Source organism: Halorubrum sp. FL23 (genome assembly GCF_052439115.2).
Taxonomy (GTDB): domain Archaea; phylum Halobacteriota; class Halobacteria; order Halobacteriales; family Haloferacaceae; genus Halorubrum; species Halorubrum persicum.
This window is the reverse complement of record NZ_JBQVRO020000010.1, coordinates 12,648-33,610: the sequence shown is the minus strand read 5'-3', so window position 1 is coordinate 33,610 and position 20,963 is coordinate 12,648. Positions and strand designations below refer to the sequence as shown.

Below are 20,963 nucleotides of genomic sequence, written 5' to 3'. Positions count from 1 at the left end.
CATGGCAGAGATAACACTCACGATAGACACGGAACAACAGAAGCAGGCGGTTAGCGATTCGTTCGCCAAGCTCGACCCGCGGTACCTGGTCAAGAACCCGGTGCTGTTCGTCGTCGAACTCGGAACGATAATCGGCTTGGCGATGACGATCGCTCCGGGACTGTTCGGCGCGACCGACTCGCGCGTGTACTACGCAGTCATCACGGTGCTGCTCGGCTTCACCGTGATCTTCGCGAACTACGCGGAGGCGTACGCGGAACTGGAGGGTGAAGCGCAGGCAGACAGCCTGCGTGCGTTGCAGACGGAAACGGAGGGCAAACGGCTCCGAAACGAAGACGTCGACCTCGAAGACGTCGGCGAAGACGACTACGAGGCCGTCGCGAGCGACGAGATCGAGCAGGGTGACGTCGTCTTCGTCGACGAAGGCGACGTCATCCCGCGCGACGGGACCGTCGTCGAGGGGAGCGCCTCGGTCGACGAGTCCGCGATCACCGGCGAATCCGAGCCGGTCATCCGCCAGTCCGGTGGTGACCGGACGTCCGTGGTCGGTGGGACCGAAGTGCTCTCCGACAAGATCAAGGTCGAGGTCACCTCCGAGGAGGGCGAGTCGTTCCTCGACGAGATGATCGGTCTCGTCGAGAACGCACAGCGCCAGAAGACACCCAACGAGATCGCGATGACGATCCTGTTGAGTGGCCTGACGCTGGTGTTCGTCGTCGCCGTCGCGACGATGTTCTTCTTCGGGGAGTACCTCTCGACGTTCGCGCCGAACTTCGCCGGACTGGACATCGCCGAACTCGTCGCGCTGCTCGTTGCGCTGATGCCGACGACTATCGGTGCGCTGCTGGCCGCCATCCGCGTTGCCGGGATGACCCGCGTCACTCGGCGTAACGTCATTGCGAAGTCCGGCCGAGCAGTCGAGGCAGCGGGTGACCTCGACGCGTTGATCCTCGACAAGACGGGGACGATTACGACCGGTGAGCGCGTCGCGCAGGACTTCCATCCGCTCGGCGATGCGGACGACGCGGACGTCGTCCGCGCGAGCTACCAGTCGTCGCTGTACGACGAGACGACCGAGGGTCGTTCGATCGTCAAACTCGCCGAGAAGATGAACGGGGAACAGGCCGCCGACGGACAGTCTGACTCCGAGGAGCTCGACGAACCGGGTGATTCCGTCGACGCGCCCCGGACGGTGTCTGTCTCCCTCGATGCCGAGGGACTCTCGGAGAGCAATTTCGTCCCGTTCTCCGCCGAGACCCGGATGAGTGGAATCGATCTCTCCGACGGAACGGAGATCAGAAAGGGTGCAGTCGACGCAGTCGAAGAGTACGCGACCAGCGTTCCGGGGAAGCTCCGGCAGCGGTCGAACGAGATCAGCGAGAACGGCGGAACGCCGCTCGCACTTGCCGTCGACAAGCAGGTCGTCGGCATCATCGAACTACAGGACGAGCTGAAACCCGCCATCGCCAGCCGAATTGCGGAGATTCAGAAGATGGGCGTGGAAACCATCATGGCGACCGGTGACAATCAGCGGACCGCTCGCTGGGTCGCGGAGCAGGTCGGTATCGACGAGTTCCACGCGGAGTTCGATCCGGAAGAGAAGATCGAGCTCGTCGAAGACATCCAGGACGACGGGAAGCTCGTCGGGATGACCGGTGACGGGACGAACGACGCCCCGGCGCTGGCGAAAGCCGACGTCGGCCTCGCGATGAACGCGGGGACGAACGCCGCGAAGGAGGCCGGCAACATGGTCGACCTCGACTCGAACCCCTCGAAGATCATCGAGGTCGTCGGTATCGGGAAGCAGCTGCTGATGACCCGCGGGTCGCTGACGACGTTCTCGGTCGCGAACGACGTTGCCAAGTACTTCGTGCTGCTTCCGGCGATCCTCGCGGCCGCGATCCCCGGACTGGCGGCGATGGACATTCTGAACCTGTCCACGCCCGCGAGTGCGGTGACAGCGACGCTGGTGTACAACGCGTTCATCATCCCGCTGCTCATTCCGCTCGCACTACGCGGCGTTGACTACGAGGCACAGAGCGGAGCGCAACTGCTCCGGAAGAACTTGGTCGTCTACGGTGGCGGTGGCCTCATCGCGCCGTTCATCTTCATTAAGGCGATCGACATGCTGTTCGTCGCCCTCGGGGTGTTCCAATAATGAACCGTCAAGATCTCACAGTGCCGCTGCGGCTCCTCGGTGTGAGTTTGCTCGTCTTCGGGCTGCTCTACCAGGGGTCGCTGATGGCCATCGGTGATGTAGCGTTTCCGAACAATTCGGCAGGCAGTCCCATCTACGTTGATGGGCAGGAGGAACCGGTCGGATCGCAGATGATCGGGCAACAGTTCCGGCCCGGTCAGGCCGAGGACGCCCAGTACTTCTGGTCGCGTCCCTCGGCGAACGATTACAACGCGATGACCTCGGCGAGTACGAACTGGGGCCCGACGAATCCGTTGCTGACGGAACGCGTCCGTGGCGACCTCCAGAACATCTCGGAGTACGAAACGCCGGATGACTCCGTCCCGGTGAACCTCGTCTCTGAGTCGGGGTCTTCCTACGACGCGCACATCTCGCCGGCGGCCGCGCAGTATCAGGTGCCGCGCGTCGCCAATCAGACCGGGATCTCCGAAGAGCGGCTCCAAGGAATGATCGAGGACGCGACGAGCGGGCCGTGGCTCGGTATCTGGGGTCACGAGCGCGTGAACGTGCTCGAGCTCAACATCATGATCAACGAGGAGCTCCAACAGCAGAACGGAACCGACCAGAACAACAATATCGGTGGAACCTCGACAATCGAGGGTGACCGCTGATGGTAGCAAACAACGAGATCGGATACGAACGGGTACTGGTCCCGGTCGGTGACAAGTCGGACCCGAACATGCTAACCCAGCTGTCGAGCACCCTCGTCGATCCGCGACAGGGGGCCGTTCGGTTCACCCACGTGACCACTGATCGAAGCTTCGTCGGGTCACAAGAGGCTTGGCGCACCGGCTCCGACAGCGTTGCCGAGAGTCAGCACACGCTTCGCGAGGAGGGGGTTGAAAGCGACGGAACCATCCGAACCGCCTCATCTGCGCTGGAAGGGATCCTCGAAGAGGCCGAGGAGTACGACGCCGACGCCATCCTCATCGGATGGACCGACAAGGATTCCGTCTCCAGTCTCGTCGATAAATTGCTTCGGAAGGCGAACTGCGACGTGATCGTCTTCAGTGCTGACGACGACCCCATCGATGCGGAGTCGATACTCGTTCCGGCCGTCGTCCCCCCCGACGAGAACCGGCTTCAGATGATCGCCATCATGAGCCAGCGGACCGACGCGACGGTGACGTTCGGATACGTCGCCGGGTCCGAGGGGTCCAAAGAAGACGGACGCGAACTGCTGGATCAGTCCGTCGACCGGCTCGCCGAATACGGCGTTCAGGCGCAGACCGAACTCACGGGAGCCACCAATCCTGTTCAGAAACTCGGTGAGCTGTCTGCTGATCACGACATCATGGTGATCGGGACCTCACGCGGGTGGTGGCTTCGGAAGACACTGTTCGGTCGCAAGACCGACAAAATCGCCAGGGAAGCCCAATGCTCGCTCCTGATGCACAAGTGGCAGGGGGAGGTTCCGCCAGACGCCTGAGACACGTCGTGACCGGCTCACGTGATGCGGTCGGCCTTGACGACTCGTGTGCTGGTCTCTATCGATCAGATTCGGCCGGAGAGACGGACGGCGAACAACTAACAGTTCAAACCCATGTATATTACCAACGGCAGCGATCACGATGCGGATATTGCCCCATCAGTCATGGGAGCCTTCGATGGTGACCGGTTCGTGATCGCAGACCTGGAACGTGACGATCGATGGCTGTCCGTTTCACGGGCGGTCGCTGCTGACCTAGAGGACACTCGGTGATAACTGCTGAGCGCACGATCTCTCGAGTGTTTTCGAGGCCCGTTTGTGCCTCAAGACGGACGTTCTCCCGCACGAAGACTGGTCTCGCTGCCGTGCGGCCCGCAGTAGGCATTTCGATTTGAAACAAGAAAATAACCGAACGATGACAGCCGCTCTGAATTCGAACGCTCTCGACGAGCACGAGCGGCCGGCATCCTCAACCGAGGGCTTCGACGATTCGTTTCCGTCGGTGTAGCAGCGAGCTTGGTCATCCTTCTCCTCGGATATCCACTTACCGGCGGCATCCCCATCATCGTCAACAGGTACCCCTATTCGTTGGCGTTCCTGTCTCTGGAGAACGCTCCGGTACTCTATCTCTCACTGACTCGGTTTCTTTGTTGGTGCTGCTCTCCACGGGCTCCCTCCTCATCCACGAGTCTCTAACCGGGTTCGACACAGACCGTGACCGAGTTGTCGTGATTCTTTGTTACGTTGCCTTAGGGTGTAACAGAGGAGCTCTCCGAATCATCTTCCCTCAGGCAGTCGAATTTGTATCGGCTTCTCTGCCATAGACGACAGCTACGCACGCCAATCCTTATGACGGATCCTTCCAACGGCTAATCATGGATCGCTCGCATTTCCCCCTCGGGATCAGCGTTGTCTCTGTCATTTGGTTGCTGATAGCTCTGTTGAACGGGGTACAGATCGTTCAAGTTGTGATTGCCGGACCAGTATCATCCGAAGTCTTGGTTTTACTCGGTCTTATCGGCGGACTCTCGGTCGCCTACCTCGTGGTCGGTGTCGGCCTTTGGAGGACCCGGTCGTGGGCGTGGAAAAGTGCCCTCGCACTCGCAGTCATCGGCATCGCCGGGAGTTTTTTGCAGCAGCCTCCGGCGATCTTTATCGCTCTTCTGTTGCTCTGTGTCGGGATTTACCTGGTAATCGAGCGTGAACAGTTCTTGGCTGGGGAAAGAACTCTCTGACTTCCAGTCGCCAAACGGGGAGGGTGTAACTCCACCCAAACCGTCGATAGTTCATCAAATAAAGCGGGTGGCCGGACAGATGCGTTCATTACGGTTCGTATCCTCGCCGCTGTCCCATCACGGTGGACAGTTCACTGACATCCCTCTAAGTTGGGCTTGTTGAAGCAGCTTGCTGAAAATTGACTGACCGGCAGTCCGAACCTCGGTAACCCCCCTTCCGAACACAGGTATTCTACGCTCGGAAGAGTGAGTGAGGGCACTCGCAACTCCGGGATAATGCGTTCTGATACTGGAGATATTTGGATATCGTCCCGAAAACGTATTATCTCTCTACACTTTATTCGTGAGAGACATTATCTGTTGGCTCAGATGTACGGACCGAATCCTATGCTATTCGCCATCGCCATCTGTGCCCTCGCTGGAGGCAATCTCGGTGTCGAGGCTCGCCTCATCGCCTGCGATCAGCGAGATATCTTCGACGTCGAGATCGAACTCGGAGAGCTTATTCTCCAACCGAGAGATCGTATCCGTTCCCGTTACTGTGCCAACCACGTGAAGATCCCCTTTCCCACTTAGCAGTACGCGTGTTTGGACAACATTTGGAACCCCATCGACGTGCTCAGCTACCAGCTTACTGGACGTCGAACCGGTCGTACAGATAAACAAGACCCTGAACCGCCCCAGCACCTGGTAGTTGATGACGGGTCGATACTCTCTGATCACCCCGCTCTGCTCTAACCTATCGATCCTGTTTCGGATCGTCGCTGGGGTCACATCGACCTTGTCGGAGATATCCCGACTTGACATGTTTCGGGCATCAATGAACAGATCACAGAGGATCTGTCTGTCTACGCTATCGAGTTCCGCTCCTGATTCGAGGATTTGTGGTCCGCTCTGGGCGCTATCGGACGGCGGTGGTTGCGTCATGGCTCTGCCCAGCTGTCCAACGCGGTGAATAGTCGTTTTTGAACCGACTGGTTGAGGAGGTCAGTTGCCACCTCATCGTCTTCATCGACCGGTCCGAGCAGACCGAGCGGGAGCTGTCCACCGGCCATATCGTGATGGCCGCCGGCGCTCCCGTCTTCGTCAAATGCGCCTTTGAGGAGTTGTCCGATATGGACCTGCGAATTGTTGGTCCGCGCACTAAGGTGGATATTGTCGTCAACGATACCGAATACCACGGTCGTGCTCACACCCTCCAGCTTAAGTAAATAGTCCGCTGCCTGCGGGAGGACATCCCGTTCGTGAATCCGGCCCAGAGAAGACACCAGACAAGAGCCTCGAACCTCCCGGTTTGCAATTGCGTCTCCGATTCCATTGAGTGTTTCACTCGTAAACACCGAGTTCGAGAGTGACTCAATGAGCGAATGGTCCGCAAGCGAATGAAGATAGCTCGCGGCCGCGTGCTCTGCGGCCGTGGTTTCCCGTGTGAAACTCAACGTCTCTCGATGTATCCCGAACAGAAGTGCGGTTGCTAGCCGCTCATCAAGCTCCAGCTCGTACGCTTGTAGATACCGCGTCAAGATTGTCGCCGTCGCGCCGACGTTGGGCCGGTGGTCCACGTATTGGCCGTTAACTTCCTCTGAAGGGTGGTGATCAATCACGATATCCGGGACCAGGTCCTCTGAAACGGAATTGTTCCTTCCGGAGACGCTATGATCAACGAACGCAACAAGGTCGAAGTCTGCTAACGCACACGATTCCATCGGCGTCATCTGGATGTCCAACGCGTTGACCATCGCCCGGTTCTGTTGGTGAGAGATCGTTCCACCATAGGAGATCGTCGCCGACGCCACACCCGACTGTTCAGCGATAGTTGAGAACGCTAACGCGCTTGATAGGCTGTCCGGATCCGGATTGTCGTGACACACTACTACGATCGACTCACTTTCCTCGAGTAAGTGCTGTAATCGCTGATAGTCGACCGTTTGGTCATCAATGAGGTCGGCTAACGGAGTCGCCTGTGCCGCTCGCCCTGTCTGCATGTTATCTGACATCAATTTACTCCCCCAGTCGGTGAACCCGATGACTCCTCATCGACTGTACGCTCGATAGCGCGTTTCCACCTATAGTATACGGTATTCATCGCATCGCTTGGTTGGCGGGCCATAACGACGGACACCGATGAGTCCATGGTGTCCTTTTCTCTTTCACCCGTCTTAAACACGCGTTCAACGAGAGGCTGCTTAGTCGGGGCCCCCATGACAGCTACATCGTGCTGTTCAATCTCTCTCAGTAGGTCATCAACAACATGATCGACCTCTCGTGAGGTGCACGTCACGTTGGGGATGTCTGAAAGGACGTATTCACAGACCGATAATGCATCTTCCCCACTTGCTTTGACATCTTGGTCGGTAGCGGTAGAATACAAATGAAGCGCGTTCACTTTCGCATCACATTCTCGCGCCAACGCTCGGGCAGCTTCAGCGCCAAGGACCGAATGAGCTCCCGTTCCAACGGCGAGCAAAATCGTGGCGACGCTTTGAGATGAGCTGCCGTTCTTTCCGAGATCTGTTGTTTCATCATCCTCCGGTCGCTGGAACTCAAGCTCTGTGCCTATATTCTCCACGTAAATAGCACATGAGGTGGCATCGACCATCTCCTCGATAACGGAGCGATCCCAGAGTGTGGTTTCAGTATCCTCACTCCGCGGAATGTATAGCCCATCGTACTGATCGTCTGCGGTGAGATGTTCCATCACGTTCTCAGACAGATGGCCCACCACGACAGTGCCATGTACCGAAACAGATGGATAACTGTTCGAAACATCATCCACAATTGACGCAATCTGTGCTTGGCCCGTACTGATGAGGTTCTCTATCGGGGCTAGCTCCTCGTCACCTGCCCTTACACCCGTAAGTGGGAGATCACTGGGCGCGTTCAGAACCATTGTAATAGTTACTGAACCGTCCCGGTCAGCGGCGATCGAACACGGTGTTCGTAACAATCTGCTGACGTTGATATCTCCATGCTTCGCAGCAGTTTCCTCGGGGATTGGAACGAGGATCTTGTACGATGCGTTTGCCACGGGAGAATGCTGAGCCCGCTCGACCGTCGACGTATTCTCACCGCTTTGCTCTCCACAGACGGTAACCGGAACTGAGGCAGGGTCAATCATATCTTATCTCTCCCGACCAAAGCCGGTGTCTGAATATTTCGAAATACCCAATCAGTTGGGGAGTACCAGCTACTGGACAACCCGCGTCGTACTGGTGGCGCGCCAGTCGAAATACTGTCGACTAGAGCTGACCCAAAGCTGGGTATAAGCGTCATAGTTGGGCGTGTTCTATCTCTGATAGAGAAGAGCAAAGCATAACATTTCCGGTCGGCACGCAAAGGTTTACAGAGTATTGTCTGTAAAGTAACTGTGAAAACCGAACCGCAAATGCGGGGTGGTGAACAATCCGGAAACGTCTTAGAACAACCGTCGTTCGATAGCCCCCCGGAGACGCCCTGGCTGGCTTACTCCGTAGACGACGAGGGTTCCATGCTCTGTTCCAGCCGTTATTGGGTTCGGTTCCTGAGAGAAGAGCCGATCTGTGAGATTCTGCTGGATGCCGCTAACAATGAGTACATTGGAATCGTTAGCCGCAAGCTCAATCGCCTCATCAGTACCCAGCTCAACTATTTTTGTTTCAACCGGAGAATCAGATACGTCCACCAGCTCTGAGAGATAATCGTCGATAGTGTTCCGGCGGCTTTCAGGGAGATCCGCTTTTACTGGGAAATAGAACGTAATCGTCGCATCGACCGCTGAAGCGAGCGCATCGGCCAGTGCAACTTTCGTCGGGTCAAACGGTCCCTCGTCGGTGATGACTCCAATACGTTCTACATTTCCGTGGTCGAAGTTCGAGACTTCGATCACATCACAAGGGGCGTGATCTTCAATCCAGCTGGTATCGCTGCTCAGCAGCGACTCTGACCCAGTCGACCGCTCAATGATTAGTGTGTCGGCGTTGATCTCGTCAGCATAGTTCACGATTGCGTGTCGGGTATCATGGCTGACAACCTCGCCGTATCGGATCGGTATCTTCGAATTGGCGGCTCGAGTACCCATGCGCTCTTCGAACGCTTGATCGGCCTCTGTGAGGGTTGACGCCGACTGTGGGAGCGGGGTTTGGTCAGGGATGATGTCGAACTGTGCGACTCGAATCCCTCCCTCCCGGGTACGCGCGAGGTCTGTTGCTAGATCGATTAACGACTGTTCTACCGCAGGCGTGGTCTGTTCTGTTACCGCCACTAAGACTTCGCTACTGTCGGTCTGTACCTCGGATTCCGTTTGCTCAACCACGTCCCGTCCGACGCTACGGCGGAGGGCATCAGTCATTGCCCCCTCGCGAGCGACGCCGCCGCGGCGATAGACGAAAAAGTAGTACCAAAGCATGGACCCGAGAATAATGACGACGGCTCCGACCAGCGGGACAAACCCGATGTACCGGAGTAAGACGAAGCCACCGATGATTCCGACTAGCTGTGGAACAGGGTACAACGGAGATTTGAAGCTCGGGTCATACGCCTCGATTGACCCCTGACGAAACGCGATTAATGCGACGTTGATCAGGATGAACACTAATATTTTAAAAGCGCTAGCCAACTTGGCGATGTCGTCGATAGGGACGAACGCGATGAGGACGAGCAAGACACCACCGGTAATTGTGATTGCGTTGACGGGCGTTTCGAATCGATCACTGACGTTCTCGAAGATGTCCGGAGCGAGTCCGTCACGACTCATCGCGAAGGGGTACCGCGACGAAGAGAGAATCCCCGCGTTTGCCGTGCTGATCAAGGCGAGTAACGCTGCCAGTACGACAGCAGCGACGCCGATCGTGGGCAGCGCATTACTTGCTGCGACCTGCATCGGCGTCTCTGTGTTCGTCAGCGCCGCCTCGTCGGCGACACCGACCATCACGGTAACGATCGCAACGTAAATTCCCGCGGTGATGATCAGTGATCCGAGAATGCCTAGTGGGAGATTCCGATCCGGATTCTCCACCTCTTCGGCGACACTCGCGATTTTAGTCACACCAGCGTACGAGACAAATACAAATCCTGTTGCGCCAAGGATGCCTTCAATTCCACTGTCAAAGAATCCTTCAAACCGAGTTGGTTCGACGCTTGGCGCACCGGCGATAATAAACCAAAGCATTACCGCCAGCATAACCGCAACGATGACGATCTGCATCCGTCCAGTCTGCTTCGCACCAACGATGTTCAAAATGATTAGCAAGGCTGCGACGGTTAATGCGACAGGTGTGACTGGAAGGTCAAACAAAAGTATGAGATACGGTGCACCGCCAACCAGTGCCAGCGCGCCTTTAAATGTCAATGAAAACCATGTCCCAACTCCGGCAATTGTCCCAAATAACGGGCCCATCGCTCGTTCAATATACAAATAGGTCCCTCCCGCTTCAGGCATTGCGGTGGCCATCTCAGACTTACTCAGGGCTGCTGGCAGTACTAGCACTCCCGCAAGAAAGTATGCGAAGACGACTGCGGGGCCCGCCATTTTCATAGCCAAGCCTGGCAGGATGAAAATCCCACTGCCAACCATTGCGCCGATGCTGATAGCTGTCACCGATGGGAGGCCTAAATCCCGTTCTAACTGCTTCCCCATTATCGGTTTGAGAAAATTATCGTTGGACAGACCCTAAACAATCCACGAATGGACATACCTGAACTCAAATTTGAATCGTCTATCACGTGTGTCAACCAAAATGTGACAAGCATAAATAAAACGCGCGGTCACAAAGTGTCCGTCTCGATGGGGTAGAGAAAATCAGATTTATTCAAGAATTTGGTTTTTTGTGCTTGTTCAATCGTCTTGGGAGTGTACTCTCCCCATGAATGACCAGTGTACGCTATGGTTCCCATCCGGGCGAGGCTCCTCCGTGACGTGGTAAAGATACGGCCCGTATGGACATCACAATCAACAAGACAAGTCGTGAAGGTAGACCCGGGCTGTGCCAACCAGCCGATACTCCTATCTTCATCCAAACTGGACGAAGACTCGGAGTTACTTTGATTCACGTCGAGACGGATGTTCTCCGCCCCATTCACATCGGCGTTGAACGCCGCATCACACTCATCGCAGACGTACAATCCACGTTTGACGCGCTGACTGTCGACTTCTCTACCGCAGACGCAACACGTCTTGCTCGTATCGCGCTCGGATACTTCTACGACTTCGATTCCCTCGACCTTCGCCTTGTCGTAGACGGCGCGGACTTGTTGCAGGTTCTCGACGCTGACGCCGGGGCGGACTTCGGACCACGTCGGGGATACACTCAACCGTATTCTCATTCCGCTCCGCGGTGACGGTAACCTCATCCGAATTCTTGGATTTGTCGGAGTGCTGCTTCGCGAAAGCGATGGGTCGGTGATCCTCTTCAATGTCGCAGGGTCAGATGACGAGGCCTCTCGTGGCGAACTGCTGGTCCGCGGAGCCTGCGATCGGATTGGAGAGACTGAAGCTATCGATCCCTCGCGTGTTGACTGGCGCTTGGAGCGTGATCGCTCGACTGCGATCGCTATCGTGGACGCCTTTGAGGACTACGATCTACTGATTGTCGGTGAATCGCAACCGTCACTGACCGATCGCATTCTCGTGATGTGACAGATGAAGTCATAGATAGATCGCCAGATCCACTGCTGATCGTTCGCGAAAAGTAACCCCCCGATCCGGCGTTTATCTCACAGCTTTCGACTCTGCCAGACTAGAAGAACTCCGTCGCGGGAGAATTTCTTCGTCTCCATGTCAGTCGCTAGAGACAGGTCGGTACAGATGTATGTTAGATAGTAACCACAAACCGAAGGATAATAATCATGTCACACAGAACACTTGGTAACTTGAGAAATGCGTATACTAATTGCGGGCGCTGGTCAGGTGGGGGCCGAGATCGCAGCGGAACTCGATACAGCCCACGACATCGTGGTGATCGACGTGGACACCGACCGGATTGATAGACTTGGTTATGATCTTGATGTCCTCGCAATTTCGGGAGACAGTACGACTATCGAGACACTTCGTGAAGCTGGCATCGAGGATGCCGATATCCTGATTGCATGTACTGACAATGACGAAATCAACATCATCACCTGTGCCACGGCCAATTCACTCACCGATGTCACTACTGTCGCGCGCGTTAAGGAAATAAATTATATCGACACTTGGGATCAGGCAGAGAACGTCTTCGGGGTTGATTTCATGGTCGGGACGAACTTATTGACCGTCGCCGCCGCCACCGGCGGAACTGGTCTCTCAGCTGCGCGTAACTTCGACGTGTTCGCAGGTGGACGAGTTCAGATGGCCGAGTTCGATATCGGAGCCGACAACTCGCTCGCCGGGCAGACAGTCAACGAAGCCGACCGATTCGACTCGCTCACCTTCGTCGCGATTCTTCGAGATGGAATGACGATCATCCCCACCGGGAAAACACGGATTCAGTCCGGTGATGGTGTGGTTGTTGTAGGAACTCCTGAATCGGTCCACGCAGTCGGCACTGAACTCGACTCTCGGCAGACTGATTCGAGGAACGTGTTGATTATTGGGGGAAGTGATATCGGCTACCAAACGGCTCGACTGCTGGAAGAGCGTGGCCTTCGGCCGCATCTTATCGAGGCTGATGCCGACCGCGCCAAGGAATTGTCCGAACGACTGTCCGCCACAACAGTTCGAACAAAAGACCCGACAGACCGAGATTTTCTTGAGAACGAACGGATGGCCGATGTTGATGCTGTGGTCGCAGCGCTTGAGCACGATAGCGAAGAGAATCTATTGGCCGCGCTGCGGGCTAAGCGCGAAGGCGCTGACCGATCTGTCGCCGTCGTCGATAACGGAGAATACGTCGAACTGTTCGAAGAAGCGGGTGTCGACGTCGCTGTGAACCCCCGCCGAGCGACGGCCGCGGAGATAATTAATTTCGCTCGTGATCAGGATACTCAAAACGTTGCTCTGCTGGAAGATAATCAGGCCGAGGTAATCGAGATCCAGATCGATAGTGACAGCATCATCGCAGGTCAACCGATTCGTGAAGCGATCCACCAACTTCCCGAGGGAGTTGTTATCGGGGCTGTCACACGAAATGGGAGTAACCTAGCGCCTCGTGGAGACACCGTAATCGAGCCTGGCGATCATACTGTGATACTCGTAGACAGCGAGTTTGTTGAGGAAACGATAGCCCGTCTATGACCACGACACACACCGATCCCCGACTGTTCAAGTCGATGATAGACCTAGATTTCACGCTGGAGTTAGAGGTTGGGGTCACTAAATGCAAGTGAGCGTGGACTGGCGGCAAAGTGTCGCACTTGTCGGAACCGTTCTGAAATACCTCGCCGTGGCGATGGTAATTCCTCTGGTTGTCGCAGTGATTTACGGAGATGATATCGTAGTCTTCACCGTCTCAATCGTTGCAACGGCTGCCATTGGACTCACACTTGAACAACTCGAAGATGACTCCGATCTACGGCTTGAGGAAGCACTCCTGTTCGTCACGCTCGCTTGGGTTGGGGTCTCCGTCGGTGGGACAATTCCCTACCTACTCGCCGGTTACGGCACCCCGTCAACAGTAGGCCTTTCGCTCGGCTCGCCAAGTGCTGTAATCGTTTCCTTCGTCAACGCGCTCTTCGAGTCAACCTCGGGTTTCACCACGACAGGATCGACCCTCCTCGGAGAGATTTCCTTCGAGCGACACTCTCACGCGTTACTGATGTACCGACAGATGACCCAATGGCTCGGCGGAATGGGGATTATCGTGCTCATGGTCGCTATTTTGTCTGAACTCGCGGTCAGCGGGGCCCAACTAATTGACGCGGAGGCCCCTGGCCCGGAACTCAAGAAGTTGACACCGAAAATAGCCGAGACAGCGCGTATTCTGTGGTCAATCTACACTGGAATCACGCTGCTGTGTATCGGGTTGCTATACGGGCTTCATCTCGTTGGCCTCGCTCCTAATATGAACTTGTACAACGCAATTGCTCACGGACTCACAACGCTCCCAACTGGCGGGTTTTCGCCACAGGCTGCGAGTATTGCGGCATTTTCGCCAGCAGTCCAGTGGCTTGTGATCCCGTTCATTATCATTGCGGGGACGAATTTCGCGCTGTTCTACTTCCTCCTCCAAGGCGAGTACGCCGATGTATTCCAAAATTGAGAGTTTCAGGCTTACATCGGTGCGATTGTCGGAATCGCTGTGTTACTCTGGGGGTTGTTGTTCACCGGGACAGCTCCGGCACTAGAGTACGGCGGTGTCACAGTGGGCATCGTGGAGAACTCTTTCCGGCAGGCAGTGTTCCAAACGGTGACGATACTCAACTCAACTGGCTACGCAACGAGCGACTTCGCACAGTGGCAGTCGTGGGGACAGCTGCTTCTGTTGGCTGCCGCATTCATTGGTGGATCGGCAGGGTCGACCGGCGGCGGGATCAAGATCATCCGGTGGCTTGTCGTGTTCAAGGCTGCTCGGCGACAGCTCACTGCGACGGTCTATCCGGACGCTGTAGAACCAGTCCGTCTCGGCGGCACCGTCATCGAGGAAGATGTAGTTCGTGCGGTGTTCACGTTTGTTTTTCTCTATCTGGTGCTATTTGGGGTGTCAGCCGTCATCATTGCGCTGGATACACATCGGATCGGGATCGAACTGACCACCATTGAGGCACTGAGCGCGAGCATCGCGACTCTCGGTAATCTGGGTCCGGGATTCGGTCGGCTTGGTCCCTTCGGGAACTACCTCTTTTTCCCTGCCACATCGAAGTTTCTTATGATTGTACTGATGTGGCTTGGACGCCTCGAAGTTGTTCCTGTCCTCGTGATTTTCACCCGGTCCTTCTGGGAGTGGTAGCACTAACTGCTCAAATTTATTTCGCGTGACCGCTGGCCACTACAGTCGAACAGCCGACACATATGCGGGTGAACTCACCCGCGTAGCAATTGGTCGACTTCGTCAGTCACTGAAGCCCTGACGGCGAGAACGTACTCCCCCAGGGGTCAATACTGTGTCCGGCCCTGGGAACTGGCCGCTTGTCTTGTCGGCTACGACCACCGCCCCGCGGGGGAGCGCGACATCTTCTAGTGTCTTTCCAGTGACGGGCGCTCTTCCCGAAACGGTGATTTCGATGAGTTCAAGATCGTCGGATACCGCTTCGATGGTCCGAACACCGCCATCGCTCACCTGGATCACCTCGTTAGCCGCTGCTTGGGCCGCCAGTTCTTCAGGGTAGATGACCGCGTCAACCATCTCCCCGTACTCGTCGTCATCGCCGTGCTCAATTCGGGCAATCGTCTGGATATCGGATGTAATTCGTTGCCCCGTCATACAGATCCCAATATTCGTCATTGATCCATAGCTCGTCAGCGAGGCTAAGACATCGGCGCGCTTCAAATCGGCTTGGCGGAGGACAGGGCGCCCACCATCCCCATGAATGACGTGGCGATATACTGTTTACTCAAGAAGTCCACACGGTTCTCATCCTTCTCAACGATAACGATATCGTAGCCACTATTGGCGAGCCTGCGAGCCGTGTGGTAGCCGACGTGGCCGCCGCCGACAATGACGACCCGAAGATTTGATCCCATAATTGATAGCCTTTTCAGAGCACTCGAGGTGCTGTACCACCTCGACCAGCCACGAACCGTCTCCGATATCGCCGACCGGAGGGACAACTACCACAACACGGTCAACCGCATTCTCAAGCGGTTTCGCGACCGCGGGCTCGTCGGGACGGTCGACGGCCACTACGAGTTCAACGCCGACTTCGATCGCCTCAACGTGTTCTCCCGGGAACTCGCACACCATCTGTATCGCCCACCGCCTCGAAGCCGTTGCCCCGAAGGGCACAATTTTCTGGGGGAACGATGACGAATTCCTCGCTCAGACCGAAACGGAGACCGACGCGGAGGCGTTCCACGAAACCGGCCTCGCTCGATTCGCGGCCTTCGACCTCCAATTCGTGCTCACCGGCCACCGCTACTACACCTACTCCGAGGACGTCGACGCAGTCTCGGCAGCGGAACTCTGCTGTCACACGCTGGTAATCCGACGACGGAAGCCGCCACCGCTCGTACTGTCTCCTCCTACTCAGCCACGTCGATGTCGACGACGAGGTCCTCCGAGAGCAGGCGGCGAAGTATGGCCTCGAAGAGAGATAGATCTTATATCTATATCTTAGAGAAATTTCTTAGAAATACAGGGCGGCTGAGCACCGGATGGTCCGATCTTCTTGCTCCAAAGCGATCGGCGACTGCGCCGCCTCACCGACTGTACTGAGTAGATCGATTTGGAGTTCGTGGAGCGGAGACCCAACGAGATCATTGAACCCGGTATTCAACTGTATCTCGTTGAACTATCGATTTTCAATATAAAATAGTAACTTGATATATTGGGTGTCAAACGAACCCGGACAGCAATTCACAACTTAATTCAGAAGCCGATCGACAGCTAACTGACGGTGCGAGCCGAGTCACGTTCCGGTCAATAAGACTGCGATTCAGATCGGCACCAACAGATGCTGGCTGTACACTACTGTCGACCCCCGCACAAATAGATCCTCCACGTCGACGTACTTTTAGTCCGAAATCAACGACTCTCCCTGTTGTTTCTCTCGAAGTTCGGTGATTTTCAACACGTTAACGATGCACGCGTTTTCGTTGGTGGTGGTCAAGATCTCGCAGCCACACTCGTGCGGATCTCACTCAGATTTTAACTCGCTCACCATAGTAATTGGGATGCAGTAAGACACATATTTTTATAGGTAGAAAAGTAGACCTATTCGATTCTATACATACAAAATGCGGAGCCGACGACAGAAGACTCATCGCTCCGAGCTGTCACCGTCTGCTGGAACCGATGCTAAACGTAACACAACCGATCCGATGAGCGGCCTCCGCTGTTAGAAAACGCCGCGCCTCACTTTAACCTCATGTGAACCGCCACGCAACTGCCGTTAGTGGCTGTCGTAGACGGTCTTCTCGATCGTGTAGAACTCCAAGCCCTCGTCGCCTTGCTCGCGCCACGTTTCCGAGGAAGACCGCTTGAAGCCGCCAAATGGAACGTGAAGCTCCAATCCGGTCGTCTTCTCGTTGACCTTCACGACACCGGCCTCGGCCTTGTCGATGAACTGCTTGGCCTCGGTGTGGTCGTCGGTGACGACGCTGGCCGAGAGTCCGTACTCGACGTCGTTGGCGACGTGGAGCCCCTCGTCGAAGTCACTGACCTTGATGACGGCGACGACCGGGCCGAACACCTCCTCGCACGCGATCGTGTCGTCGTTATCAACATCGGTCAGGACGGTCGGTTCGACGAAGTGGCCGGTCTCAACCGCCTCACCGGTGGGCTGGCCCCCGCCCGCGGCAACCGTCGCGCCCTCATCGCGAGCCATGTCAATGTACTCGAGCGTCGACTCCAGTTCGTCGGCGCTGACCTGGGGCCCCATCTCGTGGTCGAGCCCCGGACCGATGTCGATGGCCTCGGCCGCGTCGACGAGTTCGTCGACGAACTCGTCGTACACGTCCTCGTGAACGACCGCGCGGGAACACGCGGTACACGACTGGCCGGTCGTCCCGAAGCCGCCGGTCGCGACGATCTCGGCGGCCTCCGCAGGATCAGCTGAGTCGGTGACCAGCGTGGGGTTCTTGCCGCCCATCTCGGTCTGGACCCGCTTGCCGGCGTCCGTGGCCTGATCGTAAACCAGTTCACCGACCTGTCCGCTGCCGGTGAAGGAGACGGCGTCGGTGCCCTCGTTGGTGATGAACTCGTTGCCGACCGAGCTTCCGGGGCCGGTCACGACGTTGAGCACGCCGGCGGGGAGCCCGGCCTCGTCCAGCGCCTCCGTGACCGCGAGGACGACGCCCGGGGCGGCGCTCGCGGGGTTGATGACGACGGAATTCCCCGCCGCGAGCGCGGGGGCAAGCTTCCAGGCCGGAATCGCGATAGGGTAGTTCCACGGCGTGATCAGCGCCGCGACGCCGACCGGTTCCTTGCGCGTGTAGAGGGTCGTGTCACGGCTGCTGGAGGCCTTCATCGTCCCGCCGAGGTCAGACGCCTTCCCGGCGAAGTAGTGGAAGATGTCGATCGCGCGCTGTACCTCGCCGGCCGCCTCGGGACGGGCCTTCCCCTCCTCTTCGACGAGCATCGTGGTGAGCTCGTCTTTCCGATCGGCGAGGATCGTCCCCGCCCGCCGGAGGATGCGACCGCGCTCCGGGCCGGGCGTGGCCGCCCACTCGTCCTGCGCGGCGACCGCCGCATCGACCGCCTCGACGGCGTCCGCCGCGCTGGACTGCTGGTAGCTCGCTATCGTCTCATCGGGAGCTGCGGGGTTGTGGACCTCGAACGTGTCGCCGCTTTCCGATTCGATCCACTCCCCGTCGATATAGTTCTCGTGAGCTGTCGCCATTCCATTCGAGTACTCTCCCTGCTGGTATAGATTAGTTGCGGTGTCACGGGTATTCGCCCCTTCTGGCTCCGGCGAATCGCTAGGCTGCCGCGTTCGGGCATCAAAACGATCGGCGTCGCCGATACAGTGACGCGAGCGTGCCCGTCGATCACAGCCCGCTCCAGGACGGTCAGTGCACCCGACCGGGCGCCAACTCTCCGGTCGCAATCTAGGTGAGAAGTACTGAGCCGACGGTGCCGCCGAAGCTGTCTGTGACCGCCGTTTTACCGCTCAAGTACACGCTCGGGATCGCCGTGCGCGAAGCTGAGAGGCTGTGAAAATGTCCTGCTGTGTCTCGCTAACTGCGACGACCCGGCTGCATATCCCACGACGATTCACAACGGCCTCCTGCCGTGCTCGTCGTCACCGCTCAGTCGATTCAGTCTGCGCTATGGAGCGGTATGAACCCGCAACTCGGACAGCCGTTATGCTTTGTCGTCTTGTAATCCATCTCTGTGCCGCAGTTCGTACACTCGTAATGGGACGCTGCCATCAGACGCCTGTTGATCGATCCCACATATATACGTTTTGCAGGCATTCCCATAAAAAACGGCACTGTGAGTGTTAGTAATCGCGAAGGTTCACTTCGATTCGGTTCTTCGTTGCGAGTAATCGGTCCCGAAGGGTTTCCCGATACCACTCTCCTCTCATGTCGGCTGCGGGCCCCGAGAGACTAATCGCGCCGATTACCGCGCCGTCGGGACCGAATACCGGTACTCCGACGCATCGGAGCCCGGGACCGTACTCCTCTTCGTCGAACGCGGCGCCGCGATCGCGAACCCGGTCGAGTTCGTCTAATAGCTCCTCGCGTTCGGTGATCGTGTTTTCGGTGTGGCCGACGAGGTCCATCGATTCGAGGAGCGTTTCGAGTCGATCTGACGACGCGTGAGCGAGAATCGATTTGCCGGTAGCCGTACAGTGTAAGTCGTGTCTCTCGCCGGCCCGCGTGGAAAAGCGGATGTCGTCGCTTCCGCGAGATCGGTACAGGTAGACGCCTTCGCCCTGCTCTTCGACGCTCAGGTTACCCACTACGTCCAGCCCCTCGACGAGGGCTTCGATCTGCGGTCGCGCAATCTCGAACAGGTCCGTCTGCATCCGCGTTGTCTCGCCGATGCGAAGGAAACGGAGCCCGAGTCGGTATCGACCGTCCTCATTCACGACGTACCCGCGTTCGCGAAGCGTTGTCAGGTGGTTGTGCACGGTGCTTTTCGAAACGCCGACCGAATCGGCGATCTCCGTCACACCGGCCTCGTCCGCCTGTTCGAGGTATTCTACCACTGATAAGAGGGTAGTAATTGATTCGACGGGGGCGTTTGTGCGGTCCATGCGCGAAGCGTACTCACTGGGTGCACTTGTAGTTAGCTCCAAACTGTTTTGTATCACAGAACGCAGGCGTTATCTCTCGTTTCTGCTACCGTGGTGCTGTCAGTACTTCTCTCTCCGATTCGATGCGAGTTCCGTGACGATCGCTCGTGCGTTCGGGTGGGGGCAGTACTATGAGACTGTTCCGTTCTGTGAGACAGCGCCGTTTCTCTCATCGTTCCTTTCGTGCGCTTTTCTCCTGACTAAGTGATCCGCCGTGCGGAACTTGGATAGGGAATTACAGCAGTATGACTGTAATACTAATGGTGCCCAGAACGATTGGTGCCTTTTGTTCTGCTGAGCAGAACAGTCGGGTGAGCAACCAGCACACGGTCTATTACGGTGCCGCTCAAGCGGATCACGTTCGGTGACGAAACCCCGAATCGACACTCATTCGACCGACGAGCGTCTGAATCGCCCAATCAGTGACGCTGAAGAGGGTTGGAGATGACAGAACGACCGATCGGCGGGTCAATCTCCGAGACTATTTCCGCGAGGGCGACTCGATTTAGCTGGTCGCATCACTCGAACTGTAGTTTAGTTCGATTATATTTCTGGCCGAGAGGAGCTTCCTTCGAAACTCCTCTTCGACATCGGGTTCTCGCAAGCGGTGTGCAGGGCCGGTGATACTGAGGCCGCCGAGGACGGCTCCGGTTGAACCCTTGATCACCGTCGAGACCGACGCCATCCCCATCCTGTATTCTTCGTGGTCGAACGAGACACCGCTCTCGCGGATCCGTTCGAACCGCTCTTCGAGTTCGTCACGGTCCGTGACCGTGTTTTCCGTATGTGCGGGCATCCCGTGTCGGTCGAGTATTTCGGTTACGCGGTCGTCGGAGTACTGTGCGAGGAACGCTTTGCCGACGGCAGAGGCGTGCATGTGAAAATGCGTCCCGTCGGTAAAGTCGTACGAAATGCTGCGATCGTTCTGAACGACATCGAGCGCGACGCACATTCCGTTCTGTTCGACGGACAGCGTGACGAATTCGCTGCTGGTTTTTTCCGCGAGGGCGTTCACTTCCGGCTTCGCTACGTTGTACAGCGTGACGTCGTCGCGAACGGATCCCCCGAGTTCCAAATACCGGAAGCTGAGTTCGTACGCACCGGTGTCCTCGTTCTGTACCACGTACCCCAATTGCTGAAGCGTGCTCAGGTAGTCGTGAACGATGCTCGCCGGCCTGTCGATCGTCTCTGCGATCGCGGTCACGCCTCGCTCACCGTCTTTCTGGAGTGCCGTCACGATATCGTCCATCGTCAGCAACGCCTTGATCGGACGGTTTGCCTCGTCATCCATACCTTGGCTATCAGGGCC

The 20,963-nt window shown here is 57.0% G+C and carries 16 protein-coding genes and 3 pseudogenes; 9 read left to right on the top strand and 10 right to left on the bottom strand.

Annotated elements, in window-relative coordinates; all coding sequences use genetic code 11:
• Position 1: 1 nt before the first annotated feature.
• From kdpB to ACT4MF_RS12775, 5 genes are all read left to right on the top strand, one after another.
• On the top strand, positions 2–2,158 hold the full coding sequence (gene kdpB, locus ACT4MF_RS12795; RefSeq protein WP_444682893.1) for a potassium-transporting ATPase subunit KdpB: 2,157 nt from the start codon (positions 2–4) through the stop codon (positions 2,156–2,158).
• Positions 2,158–2,808, top strand: a complete 651-nt coding sequence (gene kdpC / locus ACT4MF_RS12790; RefSeq protein WP_444682892.1) for a potassium-transporting ATPase subunit KdpC — start codon at positions 2,158–2,160, stop codon at positions 2,806–2,808. The genes kdpB and kdpC overlap by 1 nt, the downstream gene beginning before the upstream one ends.
• A complete protein-coding gene (locus ACT4MF_RS12785) occupies positions 2,808–3,626 on the top strand; it encodes a universal stress protein (RefSeq protein ID WP_444682891.1) in 819 nt (272 codons plus the stop codon). The genes kdpC and ACT4MF_RS12785 overlap by 1 nt, the downstream gene beginning before the upstream one ends.
• A gap of 114 nt (positions 3,627–3,740) precedes the next feature.
• Entirely contained in the window at positions 3,741–3,899 is a 159-nt protein-coding gene (locus ACT4MF_RS12780; RefSeq protein ID WP_444682890.1) for a DUF7556 family protein, read from the top strand.
• A gap of 602 nt (positions 3,900–4,501) precedes the next feature.
• A complete protein-coding gene (locus tag ACT4MF_RS12775; protein WP_444682889.1) occupies positions 4,502–4,861 on the top strand; it encodes a hypothetical protein in 360 nt (119 codons plus the stop codon).
• A gap of 390 nt (positions 4,862–5,251) precedes the next feature.
• Here ACT4MF_RS12775 and ACT4MF_RS12770 read toward each other — a convergent pair whose 3' ends face one another.
• The 5 genes and pseudogenes from ACT4MF_RS12770 to ACT4MF_RS12750 form a co-directional block, all read right to left on the bottom strand.
• Complete coding sequence (locus ACT4MF_RS12770) at positions 5,252–5,788, bottom strand: Lrp/AsnC family transcriptional regulator (RefSeq protein WP_444682888.1); 537 nt, start codon at positions 5,786–5,788, stop codon at positions 5,252–5,254.
• Positions 5,785–6,858, bottom strand: coding sequence for a DHH family phosphoesterase (locus tag ACT4MF_RS12765; protein WP_444682887.1), 1,074 nt, complete (start codon positions 6,856–6,858; stop codon positions 5,785–5,787). The genes ACT4MF_RS12770 and ACT4MF_RS12765 overlap by 4 nt, the downstream gene beginning before the upstream one ends.
• A complete protein-coding gene (locus ACT4MF_RS12760) occupies positions 6,858–7,889 on the bottom strand; it encodes a hypothetical protein (RefSeq protein ID WP_444682886.1) in 1,032 nt (343 codons plus the stop codon). The genes ACT4MF_RS12765 and ACT4MF_RS12760 overlap by 1 nt, the downstream gene beginning before the upstream one ends.
• A gap of 387 nt (positions 7,890–8,276) precedes the next feature.
• Positions 8,277–10,475, bottom strand: a complete 2,199-nt coding sequence (locus tag ACT4MF_RS12755; protein ID WP_444682885.1) for an amino acid permease — start codon at positions 10,473–10,475, stop codon at positions 8,277–8,279.
• A gap of 312 nt (positions 10,476–10,787) precedes the next feature.
• Positions 10,788–11,068: pseudogene (locus tag ACT4MF_RS12750) on the bottom strand (zinc ribbon domain-containing protein); the annotation flags it as partial.
• 142 nt (positions 11,069–11,210) lie between these two features.
• On the opposite strand from ACT4MF_RS12750, the gene ACT4MF_RS12745 reads away from it, so the two are divergent.
• The 3 genes and pseudogenes from ACT4MF_RS12745 to ACT4MF_RS12735 all read left to right on the top strand — a co-directional run bounded on the left by ACT4MF_RS12745 (position 11,211) and on the right by ACT4MF_RS12735 (position 14,700).
• Positions 11,211–11,474: a hypothetical protein gene (locus ACT4MF_RS12745; RefSeq protein ID WP_512053298.1), complete on the top strand. Its 264-nt coding sequence runs from the start codon at positions 11,211–11,213 to the stop codon at positions 11,472–11,474.
• A gap of 240 nt (positions 11,475–11,714) precedes the next feature.
• Positions 11,715–13,049, top strand: a complete 1,335-nt coding sequence (gene trkA / locus ACT4MF_RS12740) for a Trk system potassium transporter TrkA (RefSeq protein ID WP_444682884.1) — start codon at positions 11,715–11,717, stop codon at positions 13,047–13,049.
• 82 nt (positions 13,050–13,131) lie between these two features.
• A pseudogene (locus tag ACT4MF_RS12735) lies at positions 13,132–14,700 on the top strand (TrkH family potassium uptake protein).
• 102 nt (positions 14,701–14,802) lie between these two features.
• Here the strand turns inward: ACT4MF_RS12735 and ACT4MF_RS12730 are convergent.
• Positions 14,803–15,240, bottom strand: coding sequence for a potassium channel family protein (locus ACT4MF_RS12730; RefSeq protein WP_444682883.1), 438 nt, complete (start codon positions 15,238–15,240; stop codon positions 14,803–14,805).
• Positions 15,237–15,434 (bottom strand): FAD-dependent oxidoreductase, encoded by a 198-nt coding sequence (locus ACT4MF_RS12725; protein WP_444682882.1) that lies wholly within the window; start codon positions 15,432–15,434, stop codon positions 15,237–15,239. The genes ACT4MF_RS12730 and ACT4MF_RS12725 overlap by 4 nt, the downstream gene beginning before the upstream one ends.
• A 16-nt stretch (positions 15,435–15,450) precedes the next feature.
• Here ACT4MF_RS12725 and ACT4MF_RS12720 point away from each other — a divergent pair.
• Positions 15,451–16,007, top strand: a pseudogene (locus tag ACT4MF_RS12720) (transcriptional regulator TrmB); the annotation flags it as partial.
• A gap of 794 nt (positions 16,008–16,801) precedes the next feature.
• On the opposite strand, the gene xacF reads toward ACT4MF_RS12720, so the two are convergent.
• From xacF to ACT4MF_RS12705, 3 genes are all read right to left on the bottom strand, one after another.
• The gene (xacF, locus tag ACT4MF_RS12715; RefSeq protein ID WP_444682881.1) at positions 16,802–18,250 is read right to left on the bottom strand and encodes a 2,5-dioxovalerate dehydrogenase; all 1,449 of its coding nucleotides are present in this window, start codon (positions 18,248–18,250) and stop codon (positions 16,802–16,804) included.
• Positions 18,251–18,853: 603 nt separating this feature from the next.
• Positions 18,854–19,615, bottom strand: a complete 762-nt coding sequence (locus ACT4MF_RS12710; protein ID WP_444682880.1) for an IclR family transcriptional regulator — start codon at positions 19,613–19,615, stop codon at positions 18,854–18,856.
• A gap of 544 nt (positions 19,616–20,159) precedes the next feature.
• Complete coding sequence (locus ACT4MF_RS12705) at positions 20,160–20,945, bottom strand: IclR family transcriptional regulator (protein ID WP_444682879.1); 786 nt, start codon at positions 20,943–20,945, stop codon at positions 20,160–20,162.
• Between the last annotated feature and the right edge of the window lie 18 nt (positions 20,946–20,963).

Coding starts and splice junctions, on each gene's coding strand:
- kdpB (WP_444682893.1), top strand. CDS start 2: ATGGCAGAGATAACACTCACGATAGACACGGAACAACAGAAGCAGGCG.
- kdpC (WP_444682892.1), top strand. CDS start 2,158: ATGAACCGTCAAGATCTCACAGTGCCGCTGCGGCTCCTCGGTGTGAGT.
- ACT4MF_RS12785 (WP_444682891.1), top strand. CDS start 2,808: ATGGTAGCAAACAACGAGATCGGATACGAACGGGTACTGGTCCCGGTC.
- ACT4MF_RS12780 (WP_444682890.1), top strand. CDS start 3,741: ATGTATATTACCAACGGCAGCGATCACGATGCGGATATTGCCCCATCA.
- ACT4MF_RS12775 (WP_444682889.1), top strand. CDS start 4,502: ATGGATCGCTCGCATTTCCCCCTCGGGATCAGCGTTGTCTCTGTCATT.
- ACT4MF_RS12770 (WP_444682888.1), bottom strand. CDS start 5,788: ATGACGCAACCACCGCCGTCCGATAGCGCCCAGAGCGGACCACAAATC.
- ACT4MF_RS12765 (WP_444682887.1), bottom strand. CDS start 6,858: ATGTCAGATAACATGCAGACAGGGCGAGCGGCACAGGCGACTCCGTTA.
- ACT4MF_RS12755 (WP_444682885.1), bottom strand. CDS start 10,475: ATGGGGAAGCAGTTAGAACGGGATTTAGGCCTCCCATCGGTGACAGCT.
- trkA (WP_444682884.1), top strand. CDS start 11,715: ATGCGTATACTAATTGCGGGCGCTGGTCAGGTGGGGGCCGAGATCGCA.
- ACT4MF_RS12725 (WP_444682882.1), bottom strand. CDS start 15,434: ATGGGATCAAATCTTCGGGTCGTCATTGTCGGCGGCGGCCACGTCGGC.
- xacF (WP_444682881.1), bottom strand. CDS start 18,250: ATGGCGACAGCTCACGAGAACTATATCGACGGGGAGTGGATCGAATCG.
- ACT4MF_RS12710 (WP_444682880.1), bottom strand. CDS start 19,615: ATGGACCGCACAAACGCCCCCGTCGAATCAATTACTACCCTCTTATCA.
- ACT4MF_RS12705 (WP_444682879.1), bottom strand. CDS start 20,945: ATGGATGACGAGGCAAACCGTCCGATCAAGGCGTTGCTGACGATGGAC.